The following is an 11,495-nucleotide window of genomic DNA, read 5'->3' as shown; positions in this document are numbered from 1 at the left end:
TATTGGAACATAATCATCACAGATTTATCTAAGCTTTCGTTAGACTGTTTCAATTCTCCAAGAGTCTTATTGGAACGATTGCTCGTCCAGTGGGGAGTCATGAGCAGGTTCAAGCAGTTTCAATTCTCCAAGAGTCTTATTGGAACACGCTAATCGACGATGTCAATATCGACAATAAACGAAGTTTCAATTCTCCAAGAGTCTTATTGGAACAGGGGCGAATTTTCCTTTAAATTCTTAACAGGGAGGATATAAGCTTCAAAATTTATAACTCTTTCTGCTGAGGGTCGATAAAAAAGCAATGAGGAAGCTTGAATCCAGACAATCTTATCAGGATTTAGAGTAGAGGAAGCCCTGAGAGCACTCAAAAAACTCAAGGGACAAAAATGTTTATGAGACTTCCAGCAGTTAGAAAAGGACTTAAAACAAAAATGAATATGTCATGTAGTTTTAAATCGGGAGAAACACGGTTTTAATGAGGAGAAACATGATACGGGAGTTTAGAGGGCGTTGATTAGTACTTCGAAAAAAATTCGTCACAAATTTCAAAGATTTTATAACATCCCGTTAAATAATAACTTTCGTTTATTAAAGACCTCCCGATACATAAAAAGCCCCCAATTTTTGAATGGGCTTGCAAATAACGGGGAAAACAGAAAAAAGGGCTAAATTGAGAACTTCACATCCTCTCGGGAGCTTCTATCCCCATTATGTTAAGTATGTTCTTTAGAACCTGCTTTGCAGCAAGCACCAGGAGCAAACGCGCTTCTCTAATCCCCGGCTCTGCCTTCAGGACAGGGCTCACCATGTAGAATTTGTTGAAGCTTGTTGCGACCTCATTTGCATACCACGCAAGCAGGTGGGGCTTTATATCCCTGCCCACGTCTTGGATAACTTCGGGGAGTTTCGAGATCAGCTTTATGAGTTCTTTCTCCTTCTCACCAAGCTTTGAGAAGTCTGCTTTTTTAAAGAGTTCCACAGCCCTAATTGTAATGCCTTCCTCTTCTGCCTTCCTTAAGATGGATGCACACCTTGCATGGGCGTACTGAACGTATGGGGCGCTTTCCCCCTCGAAGTTTAGAACATCCTCCCACTTAAAGACAATGATTTTCTCGGGGGAATACTTTATCATATTGTACCTAACTGCACCAACACCAACAGCCTCTGCAATCTTATCCTTCTCCTCCTCACTCAGGGAAGGATTTTTCTCCTCAACGAGTTCTCTAGCCCTTTTCACAGCCTCATCGAGAACTTCATCCGCTGTAAATCCTACCCACGTCCCCTTCCTGCCGCTGAAAGATCCCTCCGGTCTCACCACATGCTCATAAGCTAGATGGTGGAAATTCCCATAGGCTTCTTCATGTCCCAGCAGCTTGAGGGCATATGCCACAACTTTTTGAGGATACTTCTGCTCGGCCCCTATCACGTTTATGACCACATCAGCCCTTCCAAAGCGCTTCATTTTTTCCCCATCTTTTGCTGTTGTCCACGTCTCATGCCCTCCAATTTTATCCCAGAGCTTGTAGAGCATATCCGCCTTAAGGAGCCCAAACTTCCACATATGGTATGCTATGTCCTTCCCGGTGTAGGTTGCCGTCCCGTCGCTTCTTATGAGAACCTTATCCGGATTCTCCATATCCGGGAACAGGTGCGAGAGCTTCATTATAAATGCGTCTTTATATTTACCTGTCTTAGCCCATTCAAAGTGTTCACTCTTCCCAATTCTCTCATAGGCTTCCTCAAATATCCCGCTCCTGACTATGTCGCTCTCCCATGAGAGAAGATCATATGCAATATTCAGACGGTATGTTGTTTCCATCTGAGCCCTGACACACTCTTCAGCCAGCCTGCGCCCTTCCTCGGCGGTTTCATTATCCCCCTCTTCAAGCTCCTTCATAAGACGCCTTATCTCGCCCTCAACTTCGGGGTTTTCCTCCATTTTCTTATGCACATCAACATAAAGGAGCCCCAGCCTGTGGTCGAGCTTGTCCACATTTGGCTTGACTTCGTTGATGTCTAAATTCAAATAGCCCCAGAAGACTTGGGCAAACTGAATTCCAAGGTCATCAATGTAGTTCTGAACCTCCACATTGTAGCCCAGTGCCCTCATCACCCTAGCCATCGTGTCCCCGAGTATCGAATTCCTAACATGCCCCATATGCAGAGGTTTGGTGGGGTTCACTGACGTGTGCTCCACAATAACCTTTTTTCCCTCTCCAATTTTACTCTCGCCAAATTTATCGCCCTTTTCGATTATCTCCCTGATTGCCTGGGTGCCATATTTTTCATAATCCAGGAAGAAGTTTATGTACCCCGGACCCGCGATTTCAACTCTTTTAATGTAAGGAGGCACTTTGTCCTCGATACCCTCAACTATATCTTGGGCTATCATTCTGGGAGCTTTTCTAAAAATTTTGGCCAGCTGAAAGGATATGGGAGTTGCAAGATCCCCGAGCTCCATGCTGGGAGGTTCTTCCAGGATGATCTCTCCCTTCCACTCCGGTAAAAGCTCCTTTATCCTCCTTTCAATGATGATCTTTATCTCTCTCTTCACTTCATCATAAGCCATACCCATCACCTTGTAGAACCTCTCCCGCATGCTTTAAAAGCTTAGCCAAAACTTAAAAGGTGAACCGCAGAGGATAATACCGGTGAGTGCATGAGGAAGGTTGGGGAGCACAAGGCAAAGAAGGGCCTCATAAGATTTGAAATTGAGGAGGAAAACGGGATTGCCAAAAGGGTCAAAATTAGCGGTGATTTCTTCATATATCCTGAGGAAAGCATAGTCGAACTTGAGAGAAAGCTCACCGGAAAGGAAACCTCCAAGCTCGAAGAGATACTCGATGAGTTCTTTAAGGTCAGCTTCGAAGGTGAAATGCCCTATGTTACCGTAGAAGACTTCAAGATGGCATTGAAAAATGCTCTGAGGGGTTGAGTGTGAGGAGGAGCAGAATCTTTGAGGCGCTTCTCGGCGTGTTTCTAATAGGAGTTGCCCTCGGTATAGTATTCACCGTGCTGAACCCTCAATTCGCCGAAAGGATGTTTGAAAATTTGAGAACCCTCCTAGGGCAGAAGATAGGACAAGCCGGTGAGGACCCCTTCACCACTTTCCTTTTAATATTCTCAAACAACACGAGAGTTGCCATAATTGCAGCCCTGGGTGGATTCCTCTTTGGCATAGTGCCTATGGGCATACTGTTTTTCAATGGATTTGTGGTTGGAATAGTCATAGAGTATATGTACCTTAAAGGGACATCTCTTCTCAAATTAATCCTCTCCATAGTGCCCCATGGAATAGTGGAGATTCCCGCCTTCGCGGTTGCAGGGGTGGGAGGCATAGAATGGTACCTCGAGATTGCAAAGGGAGAAGGAACAATTGGAGAGCGCTTCAAGCGGGGGTTTGGGACATCCCTGAAAATGCTTGCGATTTCAATAGGCATGCTGCTTGTGGCGGCTTTTATAGAGGCGTATATAACCCCAAAAATCGCGGGGCTTTGATCAGAAGTGGGAGGGAGCGGCTTCCTTAACTTCCTGGAAGCGCCCGTATTCTTCATAAACCTCTATTTCATTTAAGATGATATCAATCGGGTTCTCAAGCCTCGAAACGGAATACCGTATGTAGCTCCTGAACTTCCCGTTTCTCCTTAAAAATTCGTAGGCTTTTTTAGCAACCGCGAGTGCTTCCGTGGAGTAGAACTTGACCCCCATTTTTACCATCCATCTCGTAACAGCCAATGTTTTCCCCGGATACGTTGAGATCGTTGGAGTTCCGAGTGCAATTGCCTCACGGTTCATCGTGCCTCCTGCACCTATCATCAATCTGGCATAATATAAAAGGCTCAAACTATCCATGGGCTTATCGGGCATTATAACATTTTCAAAGTGTTCGAATCTCCTTCTCTGGCTCTCTGTTCTCGGAAACAAAACTATAGGCATGTCAGGAAGCATTGGGAGTATCCTCTCCAGAACGCTTCTTTCGGCATCTCCATTGAAATAGTTGGCTTTTATGGGCTCGGGACGCATAACTATGTAGTCATGCTTTTCCAGATCAAGCTCCTTTAAGGGCTCCTTTGATGGTGTGAAATGATATATGTGAGCCAGCTCTGCAAAGCCCTTGATGGGTCTTAATGTGTTCGCATCCGCTCCTGACCGCATCAAATCGTACTTATCTATAGCCTCGGGATGAATTATTCTTGATGTTAAAGGCAGCATGAGCTTGTTTTGAGCAACGGCGGTCTCATTATCGACGAAACCTATTGATGGTATTCCAAGACCAAAGGCAACTCTGGGAGCTTCTACGGAGTGCTTGTATAAAGCCAGATCCGGTTTTTCCTCAATTATTAGACTTGCAAGCTTTTGTTGCCTCTCAACACTTGCTACAAGCTTCCCTTCAAGCGTGGAGCCGCCGTGTTTCCCCACAACATAATAATCGATTCCAAGCATGTCGAGAATGCCGGTCAGACCATCAAACTTCCTAGTCGTTACAAGAACTTCATAACCCCTCTTTTCAAGTTCTCTGATTATACCCTTGAAGAAATGAGCATGAGGAGCATTCGATATGTCTATCCAGACTTTCATGGTTTTACCTCCAAGTTAATAACCAACTTTGTTCATTATAAGTGTTTCCGCAAAATGGTTGTTTCTCCTCCATTTTTAAGATTTCCTATGGTTGTTCAGGCACCTAGAACGTTTATAACGATTTCTGTTATGTAGAAAACATTCCTGAATAGAAAAAATCGAATTATACATCCATACCTGTCCCTCAAATCTTCCAAAACTTTGAACTCATTTGAAATCTATGCATGAAATCGTTGTGTCAAAAAAGCTTAAATGCAATTATCCTGTGTTAAATTTTAGGTGATGGCATGAAGGAAAAAATAGCGAGCAGGGAAGCAGAGATCGCTGTTGTTGGTTTGGGATATATAGGACTTCCAACGGCTATAATGTTCGCAAATGCGGGTTTCAATGTGACAGGCTATGAAATAAGGGAAGATGTGGTTAAGAAGCTCAGCAATGGAAGTTCCCACATAGTTGAGCCCGAAATCGATGAGCTCCTAAAGACAGTGCTGCAAGAGGGCACACTCAGGGTTACGAGCACCCCTGAGGATATTAAAAATAAGGATGTCTACATAATATGTGTCCAAACACCATTAAATCAGGATAAAACACCTAACTTGCAGTATCTGAAAAGTGCTGTAAAGACTGTTGCAAAGGTTATGAAGAGGGGGTCTCTAATTGTCATCGAGAGCACCATACCGCCCCTTACCACGGTCAAGATGGGAGAGTTGATTGAGAAGGAGAGGGGCTTCAAAGCGGGTAGGGATTTCTATCTCGTTCATGCTCCCGAGAGGGTCATGCCGGGCAGGATATTCAAGGAACTCGTCTACAACTCGAGGATTTTTGGGGGAATAAATGAGGAGAGTGCAGAGCTTGCAGAGCTCTTATACCGTTCATTTGTTAAGGGACAGGTTTTTAAAACGAATTCTACCACAAGTGAGATGGTAAAGCTCATGGAAAACACTTTCAGGGACGTGAACATTGCCCTCGCCAATGAGTTTGCCTTTCTGGCACATCAGTATAGGGTGGATATATTTAAAGCCATAGAACTCGCCAACACTCATCCAAGGGTTAGAATCCACATGCCGGGAATAGGTGTGGGGGGCCACTGCCTTCCAAAGGATCCATACCTCCTTCTAAGTTTTGCCCGAGAGGATCTGGGGCTGATCAAGAAAGCGAGGGAGATAAACGAAGATATGCCACTCCTTGCGAAGGACCTCCTTGTTGAGGCATTGAAGACCATCAACCTGCCCCTTGATGAGGCAGTTATTGTGGTTTTAGGACTTGCTTATAAGGGAAATTCGGATGATATCAGGAACTCCCCATCATACGAGTTTATAGAGCACATAAAGGACGATGTAAAGGAGGTCAGAAGTTACGATCCCTATGTGGGGGGAACCCATGAAAAGCTGGAAGAAGCCGTTACTGGTGCCGATGCTATCATAATTGCCACGGATCACGAAGAATTCAAATCGCTGGACTGGGAGAGCATTGGAAAGGTTATGAGAAGTAGAGTGCTTATAGATGGCAGGCATATAATTGAAAAGCCTCCAAAGGGTTTTCTATTCAAAGGAATAGGGAGGGGCGAGTATTGAAGCCAGCCTTTATTTTTGGCACAAGGCCGGAGATTATAAAACTCTCCCCTGTAATCAGGGCGTTCGAACAGAGAGGGATTAAACCTCTTTTGATTCACACCGGACAGCATTATGATTATGAAATGAGCAAAATCTTCTTGGAGGAGCTGGAGCTCGATGGGATAGACTATCATCTGGAAGTTGGTTCCGGGAGTCAGGCAAGGCAAACGGGAATAGCCATGATAAAGATAGAGGAGGTACTCATTAAGGAAAAGCCTGATGTTGTTCTGGTTCAGGGTGATACAAATACAGTCCTAGCAGGAGCCCTAGCAAGTGTGAAGCTCAAAATCCCCGTAGCCCATGTGGAGGCAGGTTTAAGGAGCTTTGATAGAACCATGCCCGAGGAAATAAACCGCATTCTGGCGGATCACGCGAGTGAGGTTCTTTTTGCACCAACAGATGAAGCCATGAGAAATTTGAAAAACGAAGGGATAAGGGAAGGTGTTTATGTCGTCGGGAACAGCATAGTTGATGCCGTCCTTCAGAATGCACAAATAGCCGAGGAGAAGAGCGATGCTCTGGAACGCTTTGGATTAAAACCAAAGCAATATGCCCTTCTAACCGCACACAGGGCGGAGAACACGGACAGCGAGGAGAACCTTAAGAAGCTCGTGGATATAATAAAAAGCCTCCCCCTCAGGGTTATCTATCCCGTACATCCAAGGACGGCAAAGCGGTTGAAAGAGCTTGGCCTCTGGGAGACGCTCGAAAGAGGGAAGAACATTATATTAACAAAACCTCTGGGATATCTGGACTTTTTAAAGCTTCAGAGAAATGCAAAACTCGTTTTAACTGACTCCGGAGGTGTTCAGGAGGAGAGCATAATCCTGGACGTACCATGCTTAACTCTAAGATACAACACGGAAAGACCCGAAACCGTGAGGGCGGGGGGTAATATTCTCGTTGGCCTCGAAAAGGAGAGAGCTTTGCATTATGTCAAAAAGCTCCTGGAGGATGAGGAGTTTTACAGGAAGATGGCAAATGCGCGGAATCCCTTTGGGGATGGAAAAGCGGGAGAGAGAATGGTGAAAATCCTCATAGAGCTGTATGAGAGAGGAGAGCTCAAAGTGAAGAGTTCAAGGTTTATTTAAGGTTCCGGGAAGTGTTGGGATGATAATATCAAAGAGCCTGACCTCTGCCCCGAGACTTTCAAAAGAAAAATGTAACTCTTCCAAATGCTAACAGAAGACATGGCGGTCTGGATATACGGATGAGCATTTCACACCGGGGTCCCTATGTAAATGCCATGCCTCGTTCTGAGGATTTTCACTTTTATTGTATCCCCCACCTTTGCGCGCGTGTTTATAACTTCTATAAGGCGGTTTCTGGCAGTTGCTATCATCTCACCCCTTATCCTCCCTGGGAGCACAACCTTTGCCCTAACCCTTTCTCCTGCCCTGAAGGCGAGGGGTATGAAATGCCTCTTCTCCATCCCAAAATGTTTTGGCTTTAAAACAAGCGGCTTCATACCTGTTTTTTCCTCAAGCTCCCTCAGCCATGTATAGAAATCTTTAAAGGGGGTTAATCGTGCTATTGTGGGATTTCTCCCGAATTTGTATGGGATGTAGTTCTGGAATCCCAGAGCGGGCCATTTCCTCCCCGCTCCCACCTTCCGGGCAAACTCTATGAAATCCTCGGCTTCATCGTCATTTAAACCAAAGATTATCACTGGGGCTATCAAAACGTCAATTCCGGAATTTACCATGGCTTCAATCATGTCAAGAACGTGCCTCAAATCGTAGCTCTTCATCCCCATGAGCATCTTGGCTTTCTCTGGATCAAGGGAGTGTATTGAAACGTTGGCTCTGTCCAGACCAGCCTCCGCAAGCTCCTCTACCAGCTCATCATTGAGGAGGGTTGCATTGGTCTGGATTGAAATAATATCCACCTCTCTCATTTCCCTTAAACCTCTAACAAGCTCGACTATGAAGGGATATAGGAGGGGCTCCCCCTGTCCATCGAGATGGGCCTCTAACCCCCTCCCCTTGATTTTTGCCACATCCCGGAACCACTTCAGGAGATAGTCCACATCCACCACATAGTCCAGAAGCCTCGTCCTAGAATAGGGTCCTTCATCGACAGAGCAGAAAATGCACGAGAGGTTGCATCCGCTTGCCCCTCTCACCTGAATCAGATTTGTCCCTCTATCAATGAGGCCGAAGGCGTTGTACCCCAATAGCGGTATTTCAAGCCCCTCATGGATGTAAAGGATGCTTCTCTTGGTGTAGCGGTTTTTTAAGAGGCTCCCAAGCTGATTCTCAATGAAAAGGTGTATGAATGATTCAAGCTCCGGATGTTCCATATCCACAAACAGAGCACCGTCTTCAACCCTAATCTCGGTTTTAACCCTGAATTTTCTCTTTATCGCTTTTTCAATTGATTTTCTTTCAAAATCAGCATAAAGAGTTTTTCTCCACACTAGCCGGATGGTGTCTCCCATATCTTCAAAATGGGAATTTGGAAGGGTAATCCTCATGGTCGGAGGTGGAGGTGAAGGGTTTATAAGTTTAATTCCCAAAACTCTTTGGAAGGTGGGAGAATGGAAAAGTTCGAACTTCTGCTGCAGCTGGCACTAAAGGGGGCAATCGGAGAAAGGGTCAGAATAACCATGCGTGAACTCGCCAGAGACCTGAATACATCGCCTCAGACCATTTTGAGAAAACTGGAAGAGCTCGAACGGTTGGGATATTTGAAGAGGAGCATGGAGGGGAAAAAGACATACGTGGAGCTCAGTGAGGAAGGAATAACCTATTTGAGCGCGGTATACGAGAAACTGGGTGATGTGTTCTATAAGGGAAAGAAGATCATTGGAGAGGTTGTCTCGGGCATTGGAGAGGGTGCCTATTACATTCGTCACTATGAGCCCCTCATAGAGGAGTATCTGAACTTCAGGGCATATCCGGGCACGCTTAATGTAAAGGTAATATTTCCAAAGACAGTTTTTGATGCCCTCTGTGATGTGGAGCCTATAATTATACCCGGTTTTAAAAAGGAAGGGAGGACCTTTGGGGATGTGAAAGCCTACAGGGTGAGAATCGACGGCATAGAGGGCGCAATTGTAATACCGTTCAGAACCATCCATCCCCCAGAGATAACCGAGATAATAGCTCCCGTCAACCTCAGGAAAAAATTAAATCTCAAAGATGGTGATAGGATTAGGATAGAGGTGTTAGGATGAGGCAGAGATTTTTGAACGCTCTCTCATTTGGCGCGGCATCTGTAACATTAGCTTTCATTGTGATTGCGGCATTCCTATCCGCGAGAACGTCCTTCACGAGTAAAATTCTCATCTACGGTGTCTTTTTTATGGTAGGCGCCGGAATATGTCGTAAAAATGTTAATCTAAGAACAAGTCCGATCGCAGCCATTCTTGGATTTGCAGTCACCTCCATTTTATACATCATCTGGGGAACATTTGGCTTCAAGTTTGGGGCTTCTTTGGCATTTGCCCTCGGTTCCTCCCTGCTGCTTCTGTCCTTTGTCCCGGAAGGTGCTTTCGATATAGTCCTGACACCTTTTTCCTATTTCGGAGGATTCGTAATTGGAAATCTCCTCCTCTCCCACCTGAACCTCCATGATGTGGAGGGTGCCCTCATAAGCATATCTCTCTCCGGAGTTCTCGGAGCATTTGCAGCCATGATGGTAGCATTTCTAAAACTCTTCCTTGAAGAGTCAAAGCGCTTCGGCAAGCGCTCTCTTTGATTCTTTATCCGCTATCCTCAGGGGTTTTGGATATCCCCTTTCGTTTATCCGCTCGATAATCCTGGCGGCGGAGTTTAGGTCTATCAAATTTCCAACACTCACATAAGCCCTCCCAACCTTAGCCATGCCCTCTCGAATCAAGGGTCTCTTTGCAACTCCAATTGTGGGCTTCCGGACAAGCAGCCCTATGTGAGAAGCCAGCCCATATCCCCGGGGGTGCGCTCTTCCGTGCCCCTCAACTATCAGGACATCAAAATTCTCTCCACCAAGGGCAACTAGAACGGGTCTCGTCTCCCTCAAAAAGAAGAAGGTTGGGATGTAATCCATCTTTACCGTGAGACATCCCCTCTTAATCTTCAAAATTTCACAGGAAGGAAAGGAGCAGAGGACAAATGAATAACATGCCAGATCTCCTTTATACGCAACATCCACGGCGGCGATGGTTGAAACTTCATCAAGATTAAGGGGTTTTTCCACTATTCTAGTGGAAAGTTCTTTTTGAATTTTCTCGAGCTTTTTAAGATTCATCCTGCAGGACCTCTTTTATTTTATCTTCGAGTTCTTTTGTCAGCTTGGCCCGCGTTAAGTCCTCCAAAGTGCGCTCCACAAGTTTTCTAGCGGAGTCCTGTTTTTGTCTTAAATTTACAAGTCCCTTTGGATAATCGAGCCGCATGAGCTCCTCGTATATGTGCTCCATATCGATATAAGTTTTCTCCGCTTCTTCCAGATTTCCTTCAAGCATTGCAAGAAGAACATGCCTTCTAAGCTCTCCTATTAAATCTCCCAAGCCAAGGGCATAATCCGCTTCGGGAATTCCAATCTCCCTAGGGAGTGGGAATTCCACACCTTTTAGATAGTGGTAGAATAAAAGTGCCTCCACGAATTCTTGATGAGCTGTTTGGACATAACCGCTAGCGTATATATCTTTGTGATACTCCAACAGCTCTCTCAACTGTCCGACGAGCGTTTCCGCTTTTTCAAGTCTCTCCTCCGCTAGTTTGAAATCCTTTCTGTGAAGGGCTTTTATAGTATCCCCGCTCAGCCGGACTACCTCGCGAGTTATTTTCAATGCCTTCTCCCTTACCTCATCCTTTTCATCGAGAACCCTTCCTATCTCCTCCACAATCTTTGAAACATCCATAATATCACCTCAAATCAGCACTCAAGATCTTCCTCATCGCGGAGCTCAGTCTTGCCGAGTTCATCATCTCATCATAATATTGTTTTCCCTGGTTTTTATATTATTCCAATGGGATTATTATTTATTCCAAAGAAAGAGGAGAGGTGCGCAGATTACGGTAACCAGAACGAAGCTCCACGAGCGTCATTTCTTTGATGGGATGAAGGATGGGGGCTCTGGTTTCCAATGTCATATCTGTACACTCCAGGCTCAAAATTGACCCATGGGACTTTAGCACATACATATGCTCTGAGACCTCATTGACACTCTTTTTGCATGAAAATTCAATTACATAATCACCGAATTCAACATTCCATGATATGAACTCCTTGGAAACTCTATCTTTGTTTAGGAGGTCTTCTTTTTCATGAAGAGCATCATAAACACCCTGCTCTTCGATATGAGGGATATCGAAGGAGACA

11 protein-coding genes and 1 pseudogene are annotated in these 11,495 nt (G+C 45.2%); 6 read left to right on the top strand and 6 right to left on the bottom strand.

The genetic code is table 11. The features are described 5' to 3' along the window. Positions 1 to 679: 679 nt before the first annotated feature. A complete protein-coding gene (locus tag ACXJGZ_RS08250) occupies positions 680 to 2,569 on the bottom strand; it encodes an arginine--tRNA ligase (RefSeq protein WP_456399033.1) in 1,890 nt (629 codons plus the stop codon). Positions 2,570 to 2,659: 90 nt separating this feature from the next. On the opposite strand from ACXJGZ_RS08250, the gene lplB reads away from it, so the two are divergent. Then, the gene (gene lplB / locus ACXJGZ_RS08245) at positions 2,660 to 2,935 is read left to right on the top strand and encodes a lipoate-protein ligase small subunit (protein WP_293254314.1); all 276 of its coding nucleotides are present in this window, start codon (positions 2,660 to 2,662) and stop codon (positions 2,933 to 2,935) included. A 2-nt stretch (positions 2,936 to 2,937) separates the two neighbouring features. Beyond that, on the top strand, positions 2,938 to 3,498 hold the full coding sequence (locus ACXJGZ_RS08240) for a stage II sporulation protein M (protein WP_456321845.1): 561 nt from the start codon (positions 2,938 to 2,940) through the stop codon (positions 3,496 to 3,498). Here ACXJGZ_RS08240 and ACXJGZ_RS08235 read toward each other — a convergent pair whose 3' ends face one another. Continuing rightward, positions 3,499 to 4,578, bottom strand: coding sequence for a DUF354 domain-containing protein (locus ACXJGZ_RS08235; protein ID WP_293254266.1), 1,080 nt, complete (start codon positions 4,576 to 4,578; stop codon positions 3,499 to 3,501). 287 nt (positions 4,579 to 4,865) lie between these two features. Between ACXJGZ_RS08235 and ACXJGZ_RS08230 the strand changes: the two genes are divergently transcribed. Next, a complete protein-coding gene (locus ACXJGZ_RS08230) occupies positions 4,866 to 6,152 on the top strand; it encodes a UDP-N-acetyl-D-mannosamine dehydrogenase (protein ID WP_293254262.1) in 1,287 nt (428 codons plus the stop codon). After that, entirely contained in the window at positions 6,149 to 7,282 is a 1,134-nt protein-coding gene (gene wecB / locus ACXJGZ_RS08225; protein WP_293254260.1) for a non-hydrolyzing UDP-N-acetylglucosamine 2-epimerase, read from the top strand. Before ACXJGZ_RS08230 ends, wecB begins: the two co-directional genes overlap by 4 nt. 128 nt (positions 7,283 to 7,410) lie before the next feature. On the opposite strand, the gene ACXJGZ_RS08220 is transcribed toward wecB, so the two are convergent. Next, on the bottom strand, positions 7,411 to 8,667 hold the full coding sequence (locus ACXJGZ_RS08220) for a radical SAM protein (protein WP_456321847.1): 1,257 nt from the start codon (positions 8,665 to 8,667) through the stop codon (positions 7,411 to 7,413). A gap of 63 nt (positions 8,668 to 8,730) precedes the next feature. Here ACXJGZ_RS08220 and ACXJGZ_RS08215 point away from each other — a divergent pair, with 63 nt between their 5' ends. Then, entirely contained in the window at positions 8,731 to 9,369 is a 639-nt protein-coding gene (locus tag ACXJGZ_RS08215; protein WP_456326516.1) for a DUF120 domain-containing protein, read from the top strand. Then, positions 9,366 to 9,893, top strand: coding sequence for a hypothetical protein (locus tag ACXJGZ_RS08210; RefSeq protein WP_456321849.1), 528 nt, complete (start codon positions 9,366 to 9,368; stop codon positions 9,891 to 9,893). The genes ACXJGZ_RS08215 and ACXJGZ_RS08210 overlap by 4 nt, the downstream gene beginning before the upstream one ends. Here ACXJGZ_RS08210 and ACXJGZ_RS08205 read toward each other — a convergent pair. The 3 genes and pseudogenes from ACXJGZ_RS08205 to ACXJGZ_RS08195 form a co-directional block, all read right to left on the bottom strand. Beyond that, entirely contained in the window at positions 9,864 to 10,421 is a 558-nt protein-coding gene (locus ACXJGZ_RS08205; protein ID WP_456399032.1) for an endonuclease V, read from the bottom strand. The two genes, ACXJGZ_RS08210 and ACXJGZ_RS08205, sit on opposite strands and share 30 nt — an antisense overlap. Further along, positions 10,411 to 11,034, bottom strand: coding sequence for a haloacid dehalogenase (locus ACXJGZ_RS08200; protein WP_456399030.1), 624 nt, complete (start codon positions 11,032 to 11,034; stop codon positions 10,411 to 10,413). The genes ACXJGZ_RS08205 and ACXJGZ_RS08200 overlap by 11 nt, the downstream gene beginning before the upstream one ends. Before the next feature lie 121 nt (positions 11,035 to 11,155). Beyond that, positions 11,156 to 11,495 (bottom strand): annotated as a pseudogene (locus tag ACXJGZ_RS08195) (hypothetical protein); the annotation flags it as partial.

Source organism: Palaeococcus sp. (in: euryarchaeotes) (genome assembly GCF_053987695.1).
The sequence above is the reverse complement of the archived record's forward strand: the minus strand, read 5'-3'. Positions and strand labels throughout refer to the sequence as shown.

What these genes read in the sequence shown, in the direction of transcription:
- ACXJGZ_RS08250 (WP_456399033.1), bottom strand. Translation starts at nt 2,569, where the DNA reads ATGGCTTATGATGAAGTGAAGAGAGAGATAAAGATCATCATTGAAAGG.
- lplB (WP_293254314.1), top strand. Translation starts at nt 2,660, where the DNA reads ATGAGGAAGGTTGGGGAGCACAAGGCAAAGAAGGGCCTCATAAGATTT.
- ACXJGZ_RS08235 (WP_293254266.1), bottom strand. Translation starts at nt 4,578, where the DNA reads ATGAAAGTCTGGATAGACATATCGAATGCTCCTCATGCTCATTTCTTC.
- ACXJGZ_RS08230 (WP_293254262.1), top strand. Translation starts at nt 4,866, where the DNA reads ATGAAGGAAAAAATAGCGAGCAGGGAAGCAGAGATCGCTGTTGTTGGT.
- ACXJGZ_RS08220 (WP_456321847.1), bottom strand. Translation starts at nt 8,667, where the DNA reads ATGAGGATTACCCTTCCAAATTCCCATTTTGAAGATATGGGAGACACC.
- ACXJGZ_RS08215 (WP_456326516.1), top strand. Translation starts at nt 8,731, where the DNA reads ATGGAAAAGTTCGAACTTCTGCTGCAGCTGGCACTAAAGGGGGCAATC.
- ACXJGZ_RS08210 (WP_456321849.1), top strand. Translation starts at nt 9,366, where the DNA reads ATGAGGCAGAGATTTTTGAACGCTCTCTCATTTGGCGCGGCATCTGTA.
- ACXJGZ_RS08205 (WP_456399032.1), bottom strand. Translation starts at nt 10,421, where the DNA reads ATGAATCTTAAAAAGCTCGAGAAAATTCAAAAAGAACTTTCCACTAGA.
- ACXJGZ_RS08200 (WP_456399030.1), bottom strand. Translation starts at nt 11,034, where the DNA reads ATGGATGTTTCAAAGATTGTGGAGGAGATAGGAAGGGTTCTCGATGAA.